The sequence below is a fragment of the uncultured Alteromonas sp. genome, assembly GCF_963976965.1.
GTDB classification, from domain to species: Bacteria; Pseudomonadota; Gammaproteobacteria; order Enterobacterales; family Alteromonadaceae; genus Alteromonas; species Alteromonas naphthalenivorans.
Genome location: NZ_CAXBMP010000017.1, coordinates 41,183 through 61,666, shown reverse-complemented (window position 1 = coordinate 61,666; position 20,484 = coordinate 41,183). Strand labels below are relative to the sequence as shown.

Genomic DNA, 20,484 nt, shown 5'->3' with positions numbered 1-20,484 from the left:
CGCATTTCAATACGTAAAATACTCACCTCTAAAACCAATGCTACCTGGTTATTTCCGCATCATTCCTACAGGAGCAAATTATGGCACTCGTTGACTGCCCATCGTGCAATAAAAAAACGTCTGACAAAGCAAAAATATGTCCGCATTGTGATTTCAAAATAGGCGATGCTTCCTCAGAAGATATTGAACGTAAGAAAAATCTACAAAAATTCAAAAAGTTACAGAGCATTCAAAATCAATCGCTTATTGCCATGATCATATTTGTGGCGGGATTCGGTTTTATGTATTGGGGCGGAACAAGACCTGGCGACTTGCAACATAATCTCGCTATTGTAGCCAGTATTGCAGGCTTCGTGTGGTATCTTGTCAACCGCGTAAGAATTGTACTTATTAAACGATTCCGTTCATGAATATAGAAGTATTACTAAATAGTATGACGCCAGAGGTGTACGAACGCCTGCGTCAATCGGTGGAAACCGGTAAATGGCTTGATGGTACGCCATTAAGTGAAGATCAGAAAGCCAGCTGTATGCAAGCAGTTATGCTGTATCAAGCAAAAATTGAGAAATCGTCGGAACATATGACGGTAAATGAAAGCGGCGAAATAGTGCATAAAAGTAAATCAGATTTTAAACGTGCACTTTCCAAGCAAGAAGATGATAACAACACTATAGCGCGGTTTAAACAGGATGATATTTAGTCGGTTCTTTGCTCCTTCTCACACCAGTCAGAATCCCGAAAAAAGACTGGAAGCCATTCAAAACCTGTCGCCGGAAAAGCCCACAGACAAAACGATTTTACATGAATTAGCATTTAACGATGCCAATGCTGATGTCAGCCTTGCAGCCCTTAACAAACTAAATACGTTTGTATTGTGGCTTAAAATGTCACAAAGCGCCCACCATGCGAAGGTGAAAAAAGTTGCTGAACGCACCGTAGAAGCAGCCTTGATGGGACAGGGTGATGTAACCATAAACGCGAATGAAAAAGCGTCATTTTTGCGTGAAAGTGCCAATGGTGAATTAATTCAGACTGTATTGGTTAACGACCCAAGTTTATTGGCAGATAATAATCTTGTGATGACGTTGCTTCACAAAGTCGATAAGCCAGCTTTTACCCAAACCATTTTTCTTCATCATGCAGATAACGCACTGCAACAGGCTATTTTGGCCACTATTGAAGATAGTAGTGTACTGCAAAAACTGGAGAAGAAATGCAGAGATAATGCTATTCACGCGGCTATAGCTACAAAGCTTCAAGTATTGAAAGCGCAAGCCGAAAAGCCTATTGAATTAATGCGACGCGTTACTCTGTGTTTGTCTAAATATCAAGCGCTGGTTGATAAATCAGATGTTGAAGATATTGACAAGCGACAAGCCGAATTGTTAAGTGAATATAATGACTTAATGACAGATTCATCGATATTGAGTTCAGACGATAAGACGGCGGTAGACGCTAAATTCGCACGCATTAGCGAAAAGGTATCACGTCACTTATCGCGTATTCGCCCTGAGTGGGAATCGCAAAAAGCGGCAGAAGAAAAAGCCGAGATTGAAGCCCTTTGTAAGCAGCATTTATCGCATGCCACTACACAAGTTAATTGGCTGTATGGTGAGCGCTTGTGTGAGGCGACCCTTGCTGATGTAGCGGTAGTGAATGAGTCGGTACGCGCGTTAGAAGTAAGCGCAGATCACATGGCTTCATTAGGTGGAAGCACTAAATTGCTTGACGAAGTTCGTACTGGAATCGCTTCATTAAACAATAGTTTAGAAGCCTTTTCCATGCAACAGCAGTACGGTCAAAAGCTTCTGATTTGTTTGTCTCAAGTAGAATCTCTTGCGGAAGAGTCCCTTGCAGAAGAAGCTAAGCAACAACAGGCGACAAGTACGCCTTCTGAACCAGCAACAAATGGACAAGAGGATAAAGAGAACGGGCTAACAGAACAAACTGCTGAAGCGGCCAAAGCTGTAAACACTGATGCAACTGAAAGTGTATCTGTTGAAGGAGACGCTGTTCAAAATGGCACCGATCAAAATGATGACGTTAGCCATAAAGCCCCAGAATCAATCGAAGCCGAATTTAAAGCGTTAAGTGAAAAGTATCACGACTTACGCAATGAACTTATTTCAGTACCAAGCGCCCTTAATAAGCGCTGGCATGCAGCTTCCCGTGTTTTCAGTCAGAAAAAACAAGCTAAAAAAGCAGAAGTAGACCAGGCGCTTCGTCAGTGCAGAAAGCAAATCAGTGTGATAGATAACTTAATCGCCCAAGGTAAGTACCGCGGGGCTATTACTAAGTTTGAAAAGTTATCTGCAAGCTTTGAATCTATGCCTGAGAGTGTTAAGAAACAATTGGCTAAGCGTTTTGAGAAAACTGCCGAAGATATTGCTCACCTTGAAGGCTGGCAAGATTATATCGCGGCCCCTAGAAAACCTGCACTGGTAGAGGAAGCGCAGACATTAGCTTCAACTCCCGTCGAAGATATAAAACAGCGTGGTGAAGCCATTCGTTATCTTCGTCAGCAGTGGCTTTCGTTAGGCGCTGGCAGCGACGATGACGCGCTTCAGAATGCTTTCGACGCCGCTTTAGAACTTGCGTTTCAGCCTTGTCGCGAGCATTACGCTGCATTGGATGCTGAACGAGAGAAAGCGCTTAAAGCTCGTCAGTCATTAATTGAACAAGTTGCTGCCATCGATTTGTCACAGGACGAAGCGGTGCTGGCTAAACTGTACGATAGAACCGTTAAGCAGTGGCATGAGTGTGGTCAGGTTGAAAAGCGTGAATACGAGTCGTTAAAGCAACGGTGGAACAAAACCATCAGCCCGCTGCAAACCAAAGTGAACCAGTGGCATGCGATGAATAAAAAAGCGAAGCAGCAACTCGTTGCGCAAGCATCAGCGCTGTTAGCAGAGGAAGATATTGCTAGCGCCACTGAAACAGCGCAGCAGCTTCAACACAGTTGGAAAGCCATAGGCCATGCCGGTAAGCGTGATGAAAGCCGATTGTGGCGTGAGTTTCGCTTAGCAAACGATGCATTATTCGGACGCTTAAAAGAACAACGTAAGGCGCAGTCATCAGCATTTGATGAAACCTTTAATACCCTTTTTACTCTATTAAATGGCATTGACTCGGAGTCTGATGAATCGACGATTGCTACTTCAATACAGGATATTGAAGCACGTGCGAAAGCGTTGCCTGGTGCAATGCGTGCTAAACTCGATAAGAAAATAACCGGTATTCAAAAGCAGCAGCAAACACGCGCTCAGCAGCGCCAGGTTCGCAAAGTACAGCAGCGTGCTCAATCGGCTATTTCAGTGTTAAGTGAGAGCCTGCGAGCAGGAGACTTTACTAACATCAGTGATGATGACGCTGACATGCTTAAAAAGCGATGGAAGTCCGCACTGTCTAAGCCTACACCTGTTCAACAAAGTCGTCATTGGTTAACGGTGGCGTTAGAAGCTGCTACTGATTTACCTAGCCCTGAGAGCGATAGCAGCATGCGAACCAATGTGCAGCTAGCCATGATGACAGCGAAACTAGAGAAGGGTGAGAGCCTGTCTCCAGCGCAGTTGTTAGAAGATTGGATTGCGCATGGGAAAGTTGATGACCAAGAAACGCATTTACTTGAACGAATAGTCAATGTATTGGATAACAATCCAGAGGTGGTTGCTTAAGATGAAAAGCCAAGTTGAATTTGGTTTTGCCAGTGAGATGACGGCATATCGTTTTATCAACACGGTTAAACACATGGATGTTGATTCACTTGTCGTGAAGTTTGGACGAAGTGATCGTCACGTGTTGGTATCTTACCGGTATGCGGTAGATGAATTTGATAGAACGCTATCAGAATTAGACGATTTAGCGCGAGAGCTTGGCGGCGAAGAAGTATAAAAAGAAGTATAAAAAAAAGCTGATGGACAATGTCCATCAGCTTTTTTCGTGATAAAGCGTGTATTAACAGTCTTTATCTTCGGCGTCTGCGCCTTCTTTAACATCTTCACAAGCATCTTCTACTGCGTTGCCTGCATCTGTTACAATTTCGTCTAGCTCTTCGCCTGCATCTTCTGCGTTGTTATCACCGCATGCGGCAAGTGTAAGTGCAAATGTACCAGCTGCTAAAAGTTTCAATAATGATTTCTGTGAGATCATGTCCATTCTCCTGTTTCCTAAAAGTATCTAAAAATATCTAAATGTGTGGTAAATCTATGCTCGTGGTGACCGACCGCGTAAGGCATTCGCGACTAGTGAAATGACTAGTAAAGCGATAAACACAAAGAATAAAAATTGTGCGATACCTGTTGCTGCACCTGCGATGCCGCCAAAACCAAAAACTGCTGCAATAATGGCGATAATGAAAAAAGTAATTGCCCAACCTAACATAGCTAAATCCTCTTTTTGCTCCGTTACTGACATAGGTATTAATGCGAACTCCGTGCCTTAATGTTAAGTCTATGATTTATATTTATTTTATATTAAATTCCACTGCTTTTGACCGATAATGTATTCGTTGGCTAAACAAGGTTTACAGAGCATTTGCACTTTTTACATGGCGGGAGGCATAGTAAGCAAGGCAGCATTCCCGATTTGCAAATGCTACTATCAATTTCTAACAATCGTAATTTTAAAGGGCGCAAAATGGCGAAAACTCACTCCGCATTTATAGGTTTGATGCAACGGGCAAGAAACGTGAAACGATGGCCTTTAATGGCACAGTTTCAAGAGGAGATGTTGTCTACACACATCTACGAAGCCTCTATGGTCGCTCACATGTTAGGTGCAATAGCGGCGGATGTGTTCAACGAAGCGGTTGATCCCGATCGAGTCGCTGCCATGGCTATTTTCCATGAAGGTAGCGAGATTGCTGGTATGAGTGATATTCCAAGTCCTGTAAAGTACCACGACCCTGAAACCACTGCAGCCATAAAAAAACTCGAGCGTAGGTTTGAGGCAATGCTGATACAAACCTTGCCTGAGCCCCTACAGAAGCGCTACCAGCCATTAATAGAACAAGATAAAGATGATATTCATGTACGGCTTGCTAAAGCCGCTGACGTGTTATGTGCGTATCTAAAATGTGATTATGAGTTGTCAAAATCCAATTCAGAGTTTTCAAACGCTATGTATGAAATGGAAGTGCAATTGAAACAATACCGAGAGAGGTTTCAGTCAGTAGAGTACTTTTGTAAAGTCTTCTTAGAAGATGCCAAGGGGACCTTGGATGAACAAACCAAAGATCTTGATTGGGTAGAGCGAGCCAACACATTGCATTTAGATTCTGAGCAAAGTTAAATAAAGCAATGTGCGTTGTAAACAAAAATGACCGCCATTTGGCGGTCATTTCATCAAAAATTAATTTTTTGAAGCGCCTACTTAACCTTATCTACTTGGTCAGCGAGAATTTCTGTAACAGATATAGCGTTCTTTCCCAAACTACTTTGGGTATTGCTCATTCTTACCAGAACAGAGAAATAAATGTCGTTAATCTGTGTCTGCGTCACCGTGTTTTGCCCTTGACCCGGTGCAGGTTCTGCCACCTCGGTACATCCTGACATGGTACATTGCTGATTAGTTGCAAATGGTTGGGGCTTATCTGTATTGTGGGTGACTGCTCTGGCCATAACGGGTTTTTTATCCACGTCGGTTTTGATAACAGCCAACCATTCATAGTTATGTTTGTTAGCGAGTTCAGCGGCTCGGCGTAATGCGAATTGCTGAATAATATCTGCTGGAGTGCGATCTGTAGCTTTAAATAATACTCGGTATTCATTGTCGGTTAGTTGAACGCTAGAATACCCATAGCCCTCCTTAGTGACCGCAGATTTGTAGGGTGTGGGCGAGGCGACAGGTGTAGTAGTACAAGCGGTAACAAATAAACTGCATGCTAAAGCCGCTATTTTCATTTTTATTGGTAAGCGCATGGTAATTCCTAGTATTAATTGTAGTGACTATTATTTTAGGAACGAAAGTGCGGTGGTGCGCACAAAAGTCATAATAGCTTGATTTCTTTTGCTCTTTGGAGCGTCAGTATTTATACCTTTGTAAGCCCCAGCAGCAACAATACCCAATAATACTTCAGGTTTGCCCATAAGCAGACGACAATCTCGCTTAGCCTCTTCAAATGATTCTTCAGCATGATGTTTTTGGGCTAAATAATTATGCTGGCACTGCCTGATATCCTCTAAGTTCTTTTTCAGAAAAATATTCATGATAAGTGCTCCTTAGTTTTACGCTGATTGACGGCAATCCCGTAATGAGTTTGCTGCTACTTGGTTAAAGACTGCATTAATGTGGTAAGCCGCTTTAGATTAATAAAACGAAATGCACTCTGTGCATGCATAAATGCAACGACACTTAATATGCTATTAACCAGTAACAATATAACCATAATAAGTAGTGCAGGCATGCCAGCATGGTGCATTGCTAACCCGATGCATGAATTGAGCAAAATCCAGCAAAAACCACCTAATGCAAATGCGGTAAGTGCGCCAAAAATGCTGACAAAAATCGACTTGGTAATGAGTTGAAGTTCAGCGTTAATCAGGTCGATTAATGCAAAGCCCTGATATTTTTTCTGTGCGTAAAGCGTTTTAAAAGAAGCCAGCGCCTCTTCAAAAGTAATGTCTGGGGGAATGTTATTCGACGACTCGGATGTCTCGCCGGTTGTACTTTGCTGAGGAATGCGAAATGTCGCCTGACTTCTTGGAGAAGTCAGGCGAAACGGATTTTCGCTGCTCAGCGTGTATGTGGCACTACGAAAATCTGGTAAAGGTTTCATGCTTTATTTCTTGCGAAATAATGAAGTCACTAACATACCTGCTGCGAATGCCATACCAGCAGTGGCTAATGGGTTCTCGATAGCATACTTTCGTACACCAGACGACTGCCATTTTTGCTCAGCTAAACGTTTTCTTTCAGACATATTGTCCGCAGAGCGACTTGCCGTGTTACGAATATTGTCCTCAGCTACGGCCGCACTATCAGCCAGCTTATCTACTGACGAATGAAGTGTTTCTTTTAACTGATCCGTGACTGGGTGACTAGGCTCGGTTACGCTATTCACTTTCGCTGTTTTTGGCGTAGTAGTTTGTGTTGCCATAGTACTCTCCTTAAATTTGCTAGATTGCACATAGAGAGTTGCAACGCTTATACCAACATGGCCGGATATATAAATTATTGATTTTGTTTGATTTTATTTCGTTTCGTATTTTGGTGAGGAAGCTAAGTTTTAATTAAACGTAAGAGTTGCAAGGTAGGCCGTGTAATAATTTCGTAATCGATAAGAATTCAACAGTTCCTGTGGAGGGAAAGTTAGCTACGAATGGCAGCTAACAATTTCTTTTCGTATTTTTTAGGACACCACACTGATTAAATCTTCTTTACTCACTGGCTTTAATAGCGACTGGCTAACACCTAAATGCTTCATGGTATCTTTATCTGGCTCGTTGCCACTGACAATAACCAGCTTGGCCTTGGGTTGAATTTGATTTAACTCGGCAGCTAAGTCATATCCATGGTAGTCGGGAAGGGTCAAATCCATTAATACATGATCAAATACCACTTCGTTCATACACTCGATAGCATCTGCGCCCGTATTCGCCGTAATAACATCGTGGCCTTGATGTACCAAAAATAATTGTAATAACTCAGCTGCGTCCTCGTCGTCTTCTATCACTAATACTTTTTTAGCCGTCGGTTGAGGTTGAGTACATTGAGTTACCGTTTTAACGGTTTCTATTTTCGACACGGCTGGTCCTTGAGAGCGCACCAAGTACTGGTCTAGCACCTCAGTAAGGGCAGCTCGTTCAATAGGTTTACCAATAACATTATTAAACCCGTCATTCATTAAAGATTGTTTTAACCCTTTGCGACTCGCGGCGGTAACGGCCACAACAGGTACGTTGCTCTTATGCCGTCTTATTGCATGAAGGGCTTCAATACCATTCATAACCGGCATATGAATATCCATTAACACTAAATGAAAGGGCTCGTTATCTTCTTCGGCTTGTAAAACAGCCTCTAACGCTTTAACGCCGTTTTCTGCATAAGCGACAGTAGCGTGACATTGGCTGACTAAATGCCCCGTTAAGCGACGAATCTCACGAATATCATCAACAATCAATACCTTGCCGGTAACCTGTAAATCTAAATTATTAGCTTCAGCTTTGCTAGGTGGCTTAAGCGCAAGTTGAACACGGCTCTGTTCGCTAATGTCACCGGGATCGATAGAAAACGAAAAGCGGCTGCCTTTGCCAAAAACTGAATCTACACTAATGCTTCCGCCTAACTTGGCCACAAGTTCTCGGCTTATTGCCAAACCTAATCCAGCACCGCCATGATTTGCACGCATGATATCTTCGATTTGCTCGAAAGGCTGAAAGATTTTATCTAGCTTATGTGGTGGCATGCCGATGCCGGTGTCTTCAACAATAAAATGTAACCTTTCATTGGCTTTTCCAGGTGCTGGAGGGCGAACTTCTACGGTAACGGTTATGGCGCCAGTATCGGTAAATTTCACAGCGTTACTGACTAAGTTGATTAACACCTGACGCAAACGGGTAGGGTCGGTTTCAATCACTTCCGGTATCTTAGTTTCTGCAATCACATCGAAAACAAGATCTTTATCTTTCGCTGCTAATCGCATTAATGAATGAATATCAGTAAGGAAAGGGCTTAGATGCACTTCTTTGATATTAAGCTCAAGTTTATCCGCCATAATGCGAGACATATCAAGAAGGTCATTTAACAGGCTAAGTAGGTGCTTTCCATTGGAATAAATAATAGACAGCTCTTGGGCTAATGGGTCATTACCTTTGTCGTCTAATAGCAGCTCTGTGTAACCTAAAATAGACGTAAGCGGGGTGCGAAGTTCGTGGCCTAAATGAGCTAGAAATTTATCTTTCGCTTTGTTCTGTTGTTCAACTTTGTGTCTTTCTAATCGCTCGTTTTCTATCTCTCGTCGAACCATGGCGTAGCGAATGGTGCGCATAAAACGGGGTGACTCGATTTCTGTTTTTTGCAGGTAATCGGCTGCACCCGCTCGCATCACCAATTCGTCAACCTGTGAGTCTGATTGACCGGTTAAAATAACAACAGGAAGATTGAATTGGTTTGATTTAAGCACTTCTAATACGTCTACTGCGTTTTCTGCGCCAAGTAGATAGTCGAGCAAACACAAGTCGAAATTTCGACGCTGTAACGCATCTATGGCGTCAGCACTGTTGGTTACCCAGGTAAGCTGGAAACGGGGTTCTTCACATTGAAGTAAATAATCCGATGTTAAAAAATAATCATCTTCGTCATCTTCAATCAGTAAAACCCGGATAACTTCGGTCACTGTGCGCTCCATAAAACATTAGTCGTAACGTAGCGCTAAATAACAAGCGCTTTAACACATAGCGGCACTAATGGTTAGCGCCGTGCAGCATGAGTAATAACTTACTGAGTCCTACATATGGACTCATCTCTACGTAAATTGAATTAATAAGATTCGACTAATCGTGTGGCAATTCTACAAACTCAATCCAGTAGCGACCTAGCGCGCGCATAAGCTCGACAAGTCCCTCGAAATTCACAGGTTTAGTGATATATGAAGCACAGCCTAAGTCGTATCCGCGAAGCATGTCCTCTTCTTCTTTGGATGTCGTTAAGATGACCACTGGGATCCCACGTAATTTAGGATCGGTTTTTAATTCCTGTAACGCTTCTCGGCCATCTTTTCGCGGCATGTTAAGGTCTAACAGAATTAGGCTAGGGCGGGGGGCTTTGCTAGCATCTGTGTATTTACCTTCATGGCGTAAAAATTCAAGCAACTCCACGCCATCTTCAACACAAAATAAGTTGTTTAACACACGGCTTTCTTTTAGTGCGTCTACAGTTAATAGACGATCGTCCTCATCGTCATCTGCCATAAGGATATTAATTGGTTGGGTTTGTTTACGCGTCATGTGCGATATCTCCATGATTATTTAGAGAGCCAAAAGGCTCGCTGTTTGTTGGCAGAAGGATAGTAAAGGTTGCGCCTTCTCCTGGCGAGCTTTTTGCCGAAATTTGACCATTGTGTCGTTCAACAATACGCCGGCATACCGCTAGGCCAATCCCTGTTCCTTTGTATTCGCTTCTTCCGTGCAAGCGTTGAAACGGGGCAAAAATCTTTTCTGCAAAACTTTGTTCAAAGCCAATGCCGTTGTCTGAGATTTGAATTTTGATCCAGTCATACTCGTCAGCTAACAATATGTCTTTCATATCAGCTTCAGTTGGGGTTGTAGCTGTAATTTCAATAAGGGGGTCTTTATCAGCGGTTTGAAATTTTAGCGCGTTGGACAATAAGTTTAGAAACAGCTGATCAATTTGTGATTTGTCTGCGCGAATAGTCGGAATATCCTGCACAACAACATTGGCACCTTTTTCTTCGATAGCTATTTCTAAATCACCTAGTACACCATCGATAACGTCGCCGACATTTACTTGTTCGAAGTCTTTGCCCCGTGTAGAAACCCGAGAAAAAGACAGAAGGTCAGAAATCAACATGGACATACGCTCGGCTGCGTTAAGCATACGGGCAAGAAAGTCTTGTCCACGTTCATCCATCACATCTTTGTAGCCAGAGTCTAATCGGTTACCGAAGGCGCGAATTTTTCTAAGCGGCTCTTGGAGATCGTGAGAGGCCACAAACGCGAAGTCTTCAAGTTCACGGTTGCTGCGAGCTAACTCATCGGCATAAATTCGTAGTTCTTGGGTTCGTTCAGATATTTTATGTTCTAGGTCTTCATTAACGTCTACAAGGGTATCTTTATGCTTCTCATTTTCTCGAATGTTGGCTTTTAACAACAAGAAGATTGAGATAATAAGAAACAGGGTGGTACCTGATGAAATTAGTAGCGTATTCACTGAGTCACGCCTTAGCTTCATCAAACTGGCTAAATGCGTACCTTGAATATCTCTTTCTGAGGAATCAATGCGTTCGAACATGTTTTCAAAGTCGTTGTATAAATCAAGACCTTTATCACTTTCAAGCAACGTGAAGGCTTGATCTAAATCACCCACTCTAACTAGCTCTACAATACGTACCATACCGTTAATTTTAACGCGGGTTAGGGCGAGTAGCTTATCAATCCGTTCTGATTGTTCCGGCAAATCAGACGCAAGCGCGCTCACTTCAACTTCATCGGCAAGGGCAGTGAAGTTATTCAGTGTCTGTGTGTACTCCTCCAGATAAGCTTCATCTTCAGTAAGAAGGAAACCACGTTGACCTGATTCGGCGCGCAATACGGCCACGTGCAACTTGTTCACCGCGCTTATCACGCGGCTAGTGGTAAATAGACGCGCTTCTAAGGCTGATAAGTCATCAAGGGTTTGCACCACATAAAATGAATTCGCAGTGATAATAGCAATCACGAATACCACCATGATTACCCAGCTGTATAGCGAAGAAAAAACTTTGTTTAGCATTACATCAATCCAATAATGTGTCGCCAAAATCTGAAGTCATTTCAGAAAGGGAGTCACTGCAATCTTTAGCACTGGTTATTATCTTATCCAATGCTGCCATCGCTTTTTGGGCGGGAACTTCGCCATTAAGCGCCATTTTTACCAATTCAGCTTGCATAGAAATGCGATTTAGTGGTTTGCGTGCATCGTGTACATAAGTGCTTAATCGGGCAAACTCATCTTCAGTCATAACTTTTGTCCTGCCTTACTAGTCTTCTTTGACCAAATCGCCATACGCGTGAAGTCGGTTGTATAAAGTTTTGGTGCTTATGCCGAGCATGTCAGCGGCCATGGTTTTATTCCCATTTACCTTCTCAAGCGTGGCGTAAATAAGTTCTTTCTCGACATCTTCAATAGTACGTCCCGCTTGAAGTGCTGGCGCTGTACTTTGTTTTTTAGCAAAAGGCGACTCAATCGTTTTAGGAAGCTCTATTACTTGTTTTGTCGGGTCGCTCATAATGGCTGCACGATGGACAAAGTGGCGCAATTCACGAACGTTACCTGGCCAGTCGTAAGCTTGTAATGTATTCAGCTGACTTTCTTGCCAGCTAAATTTAGAGCCGTTGTCTTTATTAAATTCTTCAATAAAGGTTTTCGCTAATAAAGGAATATCTTCTTTGCGCTCGCGCAACGTAGGTATGGTGATTGGAAATACAGCAAGTCTGAAGTAGATATCTTCACGCAACACTTTGCTTTGTGCTATCTCTTCCATGGTTCGGTTGGTGGCTGACACTACGCGGCAATTAACCGGAATAGTTTTAGTACCGCCAACACGGATAACCACTTTGTTTTCCAATACGCGTAGTAGGTTTGGCTGCATATCGATAGGCATTTCGGTGATTTCATCTAAGAATAAACATCCGCCTTCAGCTTGTTCGAAAACACCTTCTTTTCGGCCAACTGCACCCGTAAAGGCACCTTTTTCGTGGCCAAATAGTTCACTACCAATTAATTCTTTTGAAAAGGCACCACAGTTAGTCACTACGTAAGGGCCTTCACTTTGTGACGCGCGGTGAATAGCGGCTGCAACCACCTCTTTACCTACACCACTTTCGCCCAGTAGCATAACGTTGGCACTTGTTCTGCTCACTCTTTCAATTAATTTATAGAGTTCTCTCATTGGCGCAGATTCGCCAATAAGCAAATCGAAATGCTTTTCAATTTTTTCGCTGGTATCTTCAGCGACTTTAGGTTTCCCTGTTAATACTGCTTCAATGTCTTCACGTTGAATAGGTTTAACAAGGTAATCAATATTGGGGCCGCACAGACCTTTAATGACGCCTTTTACCGATGGGTGTCCGGTAATAAGGGTAATACGTGGGCGTTTAGGAAGCGCGTTAAGTTCATCGAACAAGTGTGCACCGCTGCCATCTGGCAACATGAAATCAAGTAATATGTGATCGAAGGTTTCTTTCTTTAACCAGTCACGCGCTTCACCTAATGTGGCAGCAGTTAGCACTTCGTGACCAAGAAACTCAATTATAGTGCAGGCCACCTCGGTAAACTCGGCATCATCATCTACAAGCAAAACAGTTAACACTTGAATATCCCTTTTTTAAGTTATCAATCACTCCCTGATTGCTTATCTCAGCGCACTGGGTGGGTAAATTGATCTGATTTTATAATTATTTGTGCATTATTACATTCAAACGTAGGCATTGTCGCATTCAGACTCAACTTTGGTTGAAAAGCGCAGCAATATCTCTGGGCTGACCTCATAATGCGATCCTCGCATCTCGTAAAAGAGGACTAGCTAAACACAATCCGCACAATGACATATCTTTAGCTAATAAAGCACATATTGTGCCGATAGCTACCCAAAAGCATAAATTTGAACGATGAATAACTTCAGTGGCACAGTTATCGCATTATTTACCGCATAGTCGCTTTGTAACCGAACGCGAAAATTCACCGCTTACGAGAATGCTTCTGAAAATTTATTTCAGATTTACACTGTTGGACAAGCGGAAAATAGAAGCGTTGTACACGGTGATATTGCTGAGTTAATGAAATTTTTGATGGAATACCCAAAGTGTATTGCGCTTCGCTATCACCCAAGACGCATAGGTTTCGATGGAAATAAGGCATTAGTCTTAGCCATAAATAGGGAATGAAAATGTTTAAGGAAACTGGCGCAAGGTCAATGACACTTTATGAGTTGTTGGGAAAAATGCAGCCTAAAGACACCGGCGACGTCATGGCGTTTTCCGAATTCTGGAATGCAATGGAAAAAAGGGGATTTGGACCCATGTTAGCGTTGCCAGCGTTTATTGCGGCAACGCCCATAGGGGCTATTCCTGGGGTACCCACCATCACCGGTGTGACAATTTTACTGATAGCAATGCAAATTTTACTCGGTCGACGTCATCCGTGGCTTCCCGCTACCATTATGAAAATTGAAATGGACGCAGAGCGAATAGAATTTTTGGTAAATAAAATGAAACCAGTGGCGGTGCGATTTGACCGTTTCTTAATGCCGCGCTGGTTTTTTATGCGCCAACCTGTGTTCCGTTCACTTATAGCGCTAAGTTGTGCGGCGTGTGGTTTGTTGATGGTGCCACTAGAGTTAGTACCCTTTATGGGATTAATACCGGCGTTTGCTGTGTTGATTATGGCTATTGGCATGGCAACGGATGACGGCGCTGTAGCACTATTTGGGCTATCTATCGCCTTATTTGGATTTTTATATGGTGGTCAACAGATAGCGCTAGGTATTGGCTAAGACTGCTGAGTTTTTATTTTTATATCAATGTGCTACGTAGAGCTTAGCGATAAGTAAATGACTACTGCTCACGTTACCTTTGTATAGACTCTACGCATTGTTCAAGCATGCCATCAGCAGAAGGAAGCTGCATCGATTGATATCTAAGTTCACCGATAAAGCTTCTTGCTGCTGGTCCCAGGCCGTCGCCATCCTCAAATGTGAGGTAAAGCATTGCGCGGCGTAAACCGCCATTGCTATCAAGAGGTAGTGGCAGCAATAGCCCTTCTTCTAATTCTTTTTTAATAATAGCGATAGGTAGCCAAGCAAATCCAAGTCCTTGAGAAATCATATCTACGGACGTTCTAATATGGCTAACCGTCCAGCGTTGCTCGGCGCCAAGCCAACCAGCATCAACTTTACGCTCAGCTGATGAATCTCTTACCACTATTTGACGATGTGACTTTAAATCTTCTAGTGTTAAAGCACGGTCGAGTGCGTGCAGAGGATGATCAACATGCGCTACAGCAGCAAAGTCTATTTCACATAAATCTTCACTGAATCCGCCGGGGTAGGGGAAGGGAGATATCGCGATATCTACATTGCCACTATCAAGCAAGGAGTTAGCGCCGCTCAACACGGTTTCTTCAATCTCGATACGTAGCAGAGGAAATTCTTCAGACACTTTACTTAATACATTATAAAGTAAATCGGAAGGGAAAATGATATCAACGGCGATACGAAGAAGGGTTTCGGTTCCTGCTTGTAAACTAGCCGCTACCGCTTCTAATTTCTGCGCTTCATTTAATACAAACGCCGCTCGCCGATACATTAACTCCCCTTGAGGAGATAACTTTACTTTACGCCCACTGTTTTCAAACAACACAACGCCAATGGCGTTTTCTAACTTTTGAACCGCGTGATGCACACTAGATTGGCTCTTGTGCACTAATGCGGCTGCTTGATTGAAGCCTCCAGCATCTACCACTGCCTTAAACATGCGCCATTGTTCTAATGTAGATTTTAACATCCGCTAGCTCTAATCGATTATTCTGTCACGGTATAGAGGGGTTATACCACAAGCTCCCAGAGGCTGTCAGCGCTTATGCGTCGGTAGCTTGCTTAATATCGCCTATTGAACAGGTTACCACGCTCACATTCTCATACCCCATGTTCATTAGCTGTTCGGCAGCCAATTTGGCGCGAATGCCTGAAGCGCAATGAATATAGATTGGAAATTTGGCATCTTTACATTTTTCGATAACTTTCATCTCAAGTACGCCACGAGGAATATTTAATGCTGCTTCTACAGGGCTAGATGCTGCCTCTGCGGGTTCACGAACATCAAGTAATAAACCATGATTAGAAGATATTTCCTGCATCGCTTCTTTAGCTGTTATACAACGAAGGGGAAAGGGGATATTGGCAAGTCTCGTAGTGATATCGATTAACATTAAAGCACCTTGAAAATTAATGATGAGTTTACTATATAAGGAAAGCGCTATATTTTCTACCACCTACTTTCATTATATTTTTATAAAAAAATGACATTGAGTTTTGGCGTTCGCCGCCATAGTAGTATACTTTAGTATAAGGTGGCGAGTGGTGGCCTATTTACGTAACTTTATAAGTGAGTTGTTATGACTGATAATTTAGCCGTTGATGATTTATCTGTGAACATGAGCGAAATGGCTCAATATACAATGGAAGCTGAGCTCTATCTTAAGCAGTTGGCAAATAAGACCCGTTTAATGGTGTTGTGTTCTTTAATGGACAAAGAGTTATCTGTTACTCAAATGTTGGACCATGTAGATGTTTCTCAGCCAGTAATTTCACAGCATTTAGCGCTATTGAGAGAATCTAAAATGGTAGCCACACGCCGAGCTGGACAAACCATTTATTATCGATTAGCCGATGAAAGAGTGAAGCAAACTATTGGCTTGCTCCACAAGTTCTTTTGCGCTCAGAACGATTAATTAAGTTTGCTAGAATCTAGCTCAGTAACAAACGGTAAATCACCAAAGCTTAAATAGATTTTCGACCTAACTAGACAAGTTTAGCGTTTGCCACCAATGCCTCTACATATGCAGCGTCATCCAATTTATCAAGATCAACTTCCGGTCTAGCCATCAAACCCTCATGTGTTAGGTCGACAGAGACATTGTGAGAAGACCAATCAATATTCTTGATGTCAGAGGGCAGTACTGCAAGCTTTTTACCACCAGGTAGCCAGTTGTTTGTATCTACCACTAGCATTTGAATTTGCCAGCTTTCAATATCAAACACAAAATCGCTAATGTGCCCAACGTTATCTTCTTGGGTTGCCACTTCGTAGCCACTGACCTCGCCGCAAGCTCTTAAGTGATTTTCAGGTTTATTGTCTAACTCTTCTTTACCCATAGCGGCTAACTCAGGATCCGCTAGCTGATTAGGGTGAGCGAAATCGCCCCACGCACCAGGACCAATCCAGTAATAGCCATAGCCAAAGTAACGAAATAGTGTTTCTTCGAATTCTCTTGAAACCGGTTTGTGTTCGTCAATAGATGGGCTATTTTTAAGCGTGTCTGAGGTCATGGAAACATCAACGGTTTCTTCTTCCTGATCCAATCGGGTGATTGAAATAGGTGATATCACCACTTTCCTGCTAAGTGGAAGCCATGTATTCGTATCGGCAACTACATATCTAATGACAAAATCTTTATCGTCAAAAAGTATATCTCGTACGCCGCCTATGTCCTTATCGGTAGCATGAATTGAAAAATGTTTAATTTGTTTATATGACACCATCATCGCTGCGCCTCCTTTGCCTTCAGGCTTGGGTAATTCATTAGATATTGTTCTACTATTTCTCAACAGCGTGGTTTGCGTAAAATAGCAATTTCACAAAGCTAAGTTATTAATATAGAACCATCTGTTAGAACATTACAAATATGCAAAGATTTGTTCGCGCGCAATCTAGATATGGATCAACAAAGCGGTGAAAAGCGAGGGAAATATCACAAGTAAAAGCAACCAGCACGATTTCCACCGAGCTGGTTATACATAAATCGAACGCAAAATTACGCTACGTCAAATGCTTCGTCACTGTAATCTTCATCGTAGTCTGACTGATTACTCGCAGCGGTGCTATGCAACGTGTAGAAGTGCTTCTTGCCTCGAGATAAGCGTACATACTTGGCCCAGGTGCGCTCAATAGTATTATCAGCATCCACTTTACCACTAACAAAATCTACAAAATGACGCTCATCATCCGTCTCTGGTGTTAACTCTCCGCATTCCAGTGCCAGTAGGGTTTTTCCATAACCGGTTAGTATATCTGCCTCACCAATACTGAAATCGCCAGATTTTCGAAAGCCATAAGGAAATTTTTGTCTATCTATAAAAGGTTTTTGAGAAACGCGAATTGATAAATTTTTCATGGTTGTACCCAGCCTTGAGTTGTCTTCAAGCGAACTTTTAAGACAAAAGAATCAGAACATAAAACAAAACATTTTTTCCTTATCAATAAAAAATTTTGTTGGAAAATGCAAAGTGTAAATATGTACGAATTTATTGGGTGTAAAAAGTGTATTTTTCCAAAGATATTTTCTTCTATTTTCATCTAAGGCCATGAATAAGATGTAATTTTTTATTTTTTGGATTCGGCAGTGAAAAGGTGGCTGGACGTGGGTGAATTGAAGGGATGAAGCGAAATACGTGAATGAAACCCACTATAAAAAATTATTGTCGCAACGATGATAAAAATTCGTTTTCTATTTTTGGTACCAAGACAATAATGACGACGTGGCAATAACCTAGAGATAGACATGAGTAAAGACTATCGTTACCAAAGTGAAGAATTGGACTCGGTAGAAGAGGAAGACTTTCACACCAAGAAGGTGGGCACAAAGCGCCACCAAAGCGTAAAAAACAAACAAAATCGTGACTTACAACGTCGAGAGAAACAGCGCCGTTTAATGCACGAAGGTAGTTAATACGCTTCTTAGTTGAAAATAAATACAACGCACTGCTTTTATAGCAGTGCGTTGCTGTGCTTTTGTGTTTACATGCCGTATCATCTGTGACAGTTTACAATCACTTATTTATCGGTTTTGTAAGAAGCATGGATATACGCTTTCTCACCACATTTATTGAAGTTGCAAAAACCCGACATTTTGGCAAAGCAGCTGAAAATCTCTATTTAACGCAATCTGCGGTAAGTGCGCGGATCAAGTTGCTAGAAGAATACTTTCATACCACGCTTTTCATACGCCAGCGCAACAGTATTCAGCTAACCCAATCCGGTGAAAAGCTGTTGCCGTATGCACGTCAGCTATGCAGCACGTTAAATGAAGCCAAGCAAGAACTGCAAATTCAATCTTCTGAATACGTGGTGTGCGGGGCAACGCAATTGGCCAGTGAATTAATGCTGCCAACCACCTTAAGTCACCTTCACAATACCTTTCCCGACTGGTCTGTTAAAGCAGAAGTACTCTCACTTGATGGGCTGTCTCGTCAATTACACGAACGGGTAACCGATTTGGCGTTTTCAACCGAGCCGCTCAAGTCAGAAGAAGTTAAAAGTGAAGTGTTACTAGAAAACCAATTAGGGTTATACCGAATTGGTGAAGGTAGTAATGTGGTAGACGCGGCAGAGTTTGTCGCTATTGATTGGGGTAGCAAAGCCAGAGATTTGTTACTGACGTTATACCCTCAGCTTCGTGATGCTAAACTGCGTACGAACTCACTCAATTTAGCCCTTAATAACCTACAACATGAAGGTGGTGTTGCTGTACTCCCTGAAGGAGCGGTAAATCAACTTGATCCAACTATCGCAATTTCACTAATACAGCCTTTAGAAGGTATCACCATGAAAGTTTACCTTCACACCATGAAACAAGTTAGGCGTGTAGGGCTTGAAGCCTTAATTACAAGTGTATCGGCCATACACCCAGCCAAATAGCAAAGAGAAAATTATGACGACTCAACACCCATTATTACAAATGAACGCGTTCGAACGCTTAGAAGCCAGCGTTGAACTAATTAAAACTTCGGGCAAACTTTTCATTCTTAAAGATGAACATGGTTGCGTGATGTTAACGACAGACGATGAAGATGGCATTCCTGTATGGCCAGAATCATCTCTTGCTTTGCTGTGGGCAACTGAAGATTGGTCAGACTGTGAAGCGATGGAAATCTCAACTAAAGACTTTCTTACCAAATGGGTGGGCGGCATGACACAAGACAATCTTACGGTTATGATTTGTCCGGTACCAGGAGAAGAAGGCGAAGTGATGGAACCAGAGGAATTTGCACAGCAAATTTAATGATCCCATCATTTGCTTCTAGCGTTTCAATATTAACGGATTATCATGATTGAAGAGGAGCTACCATGTTTACTGAACAACCGACTATGAGCAGTTTGTTTGAACAGTTAGGGCTAGCTAGTAGCGATGAAGCGATAGAAAGTTTTATTGAAACGCACAAAGGCTTAAATAAGAGCCAACATATTTTCGAAGCGCCGTTTTGGTCTGAAAGCCAAGCGGATTTCTTGAAAACGGCTATCGAAGACGACGCTGATTGGGCTGAAATTATTGACCAACTCAACGTACGTTTGCACTAGTCGCCTGATGCTAAATCATTAATTCTCGATTCTAGGTCGGCAAGGGTGGCTTTTACTTGAAGTAGAGCCGCCTTCAGTGTTTCAACGGTATCGGTATTGTCGTCTGTGCTTTCACTGGCACTGTTGTTCTCACCTAGCTGACAAAATGTGTGGTTATAGCGTATCTCTCTTTTACCAGACTCTCTTGGTAATGAGTAAATAAGCGCATCCGGCTGGTAAGCAAGTAAGCTGCTGATGGTTGCCTCTACGTCACTGATGTCAGCAAATTGCGCTATTCGCTGGCACCGCCCTCGCAATTCGCCAGGGGTTTGCGGCCCTCGAAGTAAAAGTTCGGTGATAATGGCTTGCTGATGGTCGCTAAGTTTTATGTCACCGAATTCAGTATTACAAAAACGGTGGGAATATTTGTCTACTCGGCTACCATAGCCAGATGAAGCTTGAACAATTCGTTTACCTTTCAATCCATCAAGTATTTTAATAACTTCGTCTTCAGTTAACTGGGTGACGGGCAATCGGTTACTTTTTTGGTTACATCCATTGGTGAGTGCATTAAGGGACAAAGGGTATTGTTCAGGCGTAGTCACTGACTTTTCAAGTAATACACCAATAACACGTGCTTCCATTTCAGATAACGTCGTGGTCATGATAAATATTCGGTCTTTAAGTATTTACGTATGAAAGTATAGTAACAACT

The 20,484-nt window shown here is 42.5% G+C and carries 27 protein-coding genes; 11 read left to right on the top strand and 16 right to left on the bottom strand.

Translation table 11 applies throughout. The features are described 5' to 3' along the window. The first annotated feature begins 80 nt into the window (after positions 1-80). From AAC006_RS13665 to AAC006_RS13650, 4 genes are read left to right on the top strand one after another with little or no spacing between them, the layout of a single operon-like run. Positions 81-410, top strand: a complete 330-nt coding sequence (locus tag AAC006_RS13665) for a zinc ribbon domain-containing protein (RefSeq protein ID WP_013783656.1) — start codon at positions 81-83, stop codon at positions 408-410. After that, positions 407-700: a DUF1315 family protein gene (locus AAC006_RS13660; protein ID WP_013783657.1), complete on the top strand. Its 294-nt coding sequence runs from the start codon at positions 407-409 to the stop codon at positions 698-700. The genes AAC006_RS13665 and AAC006_RS13660 overlap by 4 nt, the downstream gene beginning before the upstream one ends. Continuing rightward, the gene (locus AAC006_RS13655) at positions 690-3,674 is read left to right on the top strand and encodes a DUF349 domain-containing protein (RefSeq protein ID WP_126873406.1); all 2,985 of its coding nucleotides are present in this window, start codon (positions 690-692) and stop codon (positions 3,672-3,674) included. Before AAC006_RS13660 ends, AAC006_RS13655 begins: the two co-directional genes overlap by 11 nt. A 1-nt stretch (position 3,675) precedes the next feature. Further along, positions 3,676-3,891 (top strand): hypothetical protein, encoded by a 216-nt coding sequence (locus tag AAC006_RS13650; protein WP_013783659.1) that lies wholly within the window; start codon positions 3,676-3,678, stop codon positions 3,889-3,891. A gap of 63 nt (positions 3,892-3,954) precedes the next feature. Here AAC006_RS13650 and AAC006_RS13645 read toward each other — a convergent pair whose 3' ends face one another. Together AAC006_RS13645 and AAC006_RS13640 are read right to left on the bottom strand one after the other, a co-directional pair. After that, positions 3,955-4,149, bottom strand: a complete 195-nt coding sequence (locus AAC006_RS13645) for a hypothetical protein (protein WP_083820183.1) — start codon at positions 4,147-4,149, stop codon at positions 3,955-3,957. Between the two features lie 54 nt (positions 4,150-4,203). Continuing rightward, a complete protein-coding gene (locus tag AAC006_RS13640) occupies positions 4,204-4,380 on the bottom strand; it encodes a DUF1328 family protein (RefSeq protein WP_041452796.1) in 177 nt (58 codons plus the stop codon). 255 nt (positions 4,381-4,635) lie between these two features. Here AAC006_RS13640 and yfbR point away from each other — a divergent pair, with 255 nt between their 5' ends. Then, positions 4,636-5,289, top strand: coding sequence for a 5'-deoxynucleotidase (gene yfbR / locus AAC006_RS13635; protein WP_041452797.1), 654 nt, complete (start codon positions 4,636-4,638; stop codon positions 5,287-5,289). Positions 5,290-5,366: 77 nt separating this feature from the next. Here the strand turns inward: yfbR and AAC006_RS13630 are convergent, their stop codons facing one another. The 9 genes from AAC006_RS13630 to AAC006_RS13590 form a co-directional block, all read right to left on the bottom strand. Beyond that, complete coding sequence (locus AAC006_RS13630; RefSeq protein ID WP_013783663.1) at positions 5,367-5,918, bottom strand: hypothetical protein; 552 nt, start codon at positions 5,916-5,918, stop codon at positions 5,367-5,369. A 30-nt stretch (positions 5,919-5,948) separates the two neighbouring features. Then, positions 5,949-6,206 carry a hypothetical protein gene (locus tag AAC006_RS13625; RefSeq protein WP_013783664.1) on the bottom strand — a complete coding sequence of 86 codons (258 nt, stop codon included), beginning with the start codon at positions 6,204-6,206 and terminating at the stop codon, positions 5,949-5,951. Between the two features lie 56 nt (positions 6,207-6,262). Next, on the bottom strand, positions 6,263-6,775 hold the full coding sequence (locus AAC006_RS13620; protein WP_126873405.1) for a hypothetical protein: 513 nt from the start codon (positions 6,773-6,775) through the stop codon (positions 6,263-6,265). A 3-nt stretch (positions 6,776-6,778) separates the two neighbouring features. Further along, positions 6,779-7,096, bottom strand: coding sequence for a hypothetical protein (locus AAC006_RS13615; RefSeq protein WP_013783666.1), 318 nt, complete (start codon positions 7,094-7,096; stop codon positions 6,779-6,781). A gap of 252 nt (positions 7,097-7,348) precedes the next feature. After that, the gene (locus AAC006_RS13610; protein WP_126873404.1) at positions 7,349-9,334 is read right to left on the bottom strand and encodes a response regulator; all 1,986 of its coding nucleotides are present in this window, start codon (positions 9,332-9,334) and stop codon (positions 7,349-7,351) included. A gap of 157 nt (positions 9,335-9,491) precedes the next feature. Next, the gene (locus AAC006_RS13605) at positions 9,492-9,944 is read right to left on the bottom strand and encodes a response regulator (RefSeq protein WP_013783668.1); all 453 of its coding nucleotides are present in this window, start codon (positions 9,942-9,944) and stop codon (positions 9,492-9,494) included. Then, on the bottom strand, positions 9,934-11,448 hold the full coding sequence (locus tag AAC006_RS13600; RefSeq protein ID WP_339891660.1) for an ATP-binding protein: 1,515 nt from the start codon (positions 11,446-11,448) through the stop codon (positions 9,934-9,936). The genes AAC006_RS13605 and AAC006_RS13600 overlap by 11 nt, the downstream gene beginning before the upstream one ends. Before the next feature lie 4 nt (positions 11,449-11,452). Continuing rightward, the gene (locus AAC006_RS13595; RefSeq protein WP_126873402.1) at positions 11,453-11,677 is read right to left on the bottom strand and encodes a hypothetical protein; all 225 of its coding nucleotides are present in this window, start codon (positions 11,675-11,677) and stop codon (positions 11,453-11,455) included. Positions 11,678-11,695: 18 nt separating this feature from the next. Then, positions 11,696-13,027, bottom strand: coding sequence for a sigma-54 dependent transcriptional regulator (locus AAC006_RS13590; protein WP_126873401.1), 1,332 nt, complete (start codon positions 13,025-13,027; stop codon positions 11,696-11,698). 576 nt (positions 13,028-13,603) lie between these two features. Between AAC006_RS13590 and AAC006_RS13585 the strand changes: the two genes are divergently transcribed. Then, on the top strand, positions 13,604-14,209 hold the full coding sequence (locus tag AAC006_RS13585) for an exopolysaccharide biosynthesis protein (RefSeq protein ID WP_126873400.1): 606 nt from the start codon (positions 13,604-13,606) through the stop codon (positions 14,207-14,209). A 73-nt stretch (positions 14,210-14,282) separates the two neighbouring features. Here the strand turns inward: AAC006_RS13585 and AAC006_RS13580 are convergent, their stop codons facing one another. Further along, the gene (locus AAC006_RS13580; protein ID WP_126873399.1) at positions 14,283-15,218 is read right to left on the bottom strand and encodes a LysR family transcriptional regulator; all 936 of its coding nucleotides are present in this window, start codon (positions 15,216-15,218) and stop codon (positions 14,283-14,285) included. A gap of 73 nt (positions 15,219-15,291) precedes the next feature. Then, complete coding sequence (locus AAC006_RS13575; RefSeq protein WP_041452502.1) at positions 15,292-15,642, bottom strand: rhodanese-like domain-containing protein; 351 nt, start codon at positions 15,640-15,642, stop codon at positions 15,292-15,294. A 186-nt stretch (positions 15,643-15,828) separates the two neighbouring features. Here AAC006_RS13575 and AAC006_RS13570 point away from each other — a divergent pair, with 186 nt between their 5' ends. Further along, entirely contained in the window at positions 15,829-16,164 is a 336-nt protein-coding gene (locus tag AAC006_RS13570) for a metalloregulator ArsR/SmtB family transcription factor (RefSeq protein WP_013783676.1), read from the top strand. A gap of 70 nt (positions 16,165-16,234) precedes the next feature. On the opposite strand, the gene AAC006_RS13565 is transcribed toward AAC006_RS13570, so the two are convergent. Beyond that, complete coding sequence (locus AAC006_RS13565) at positions 16,235-16,978, bottom strand: PRC-barrel domain-containing protein (protein WP_126873398.1); 744 nt, start codon at positions 16,976-16,978, stop codon at positions 16,235-16,237. 269 nt (positions 16,979-17,247) lie between these two features. Next, positions 17,248-17,607, bottom strand: a complete 360-nt coding sequence (locus AAC006_RS13560) for a DUF413 domain-containing protein (protein WP_126873397.1) — start codon at positions 17,605-17,607, stop codon at positions 17,248-17,250. Positions 17,608-17,994: 387 nt separating this feature from the next. Between AAC006_RS13560 and AAC006_RS13555 the strand changes: the two genes are divergently transcribed. The 4 genes from AAC006_RS13555 to AAC006_RS13540 all read left to right on the top strand — a co-directional run bounded on the left by AAC006_RS13555 (position 17,995) and on the right by AAC006_RS13540 (position 19,790). Then, positions 17,995-18,162, top strand: coding sequence for a hypothetical protein (locus AAC006_RS13555; protein WP_172602882.1), 168 nt, complete (start codon positions 17,995-17,997; stop codon positions 18,160-18,162). A 128-nt stretch (positions 18,163-18,290) separates the two neighbouring features. Beyond that, positions 18,291-19,130 (top strand): LysR family transcriptional regulator, encoded by an 840-nt coding sequence (locus tag AAC006_RS13550; RefSeq protein WP_126873396.1) that lies wholly within the window; start codon positions 18,291-18,293, stop codon positions 19,128-19,130. Positions 19,131-19,143: 13 nt separating this feature from the next. Beyond that, complete coding sequence (locus AAC006_RS13545; protein WP_013783681.1) at positions 19,144-19,494, top strand: DUF2750 domain-containing protein; 351 nt, start codon at positions 19,144-19,146, stop codon at positions 19,492-19,494. A gap of 65 nt (positions 19,495-19,559) precedes the next feature. Then, positions 19,560-19,790 (top strand): DUF2789 domain-containing protein, encoded by a 231-nt coding sequence (locus tag AAC006_RS13540; protein WP_013783682.1) that lies wholly within the window; start codon positions 19,560-19,562, stop codon positions 19,788-19,790. Here AAC006_RS13540 and AAC006_RS13535 read toward each other — a convergent pair. Continuing rightward, entirely contained in the window at positions 19,787-20,434 is a 648-nt protein-coding gene (locus tag AAC006_RS13535) for a DUF480 domain-containing protein (protein WP_126873395.1), read from the bottom strand. The two genes, AAC006_RS13540 and AAC006_RS13535, sit on opposite strands and share 4 nt — an antisense overlap. Positions 20,435-20,484 lie beyond the last annotated feature (50 nt).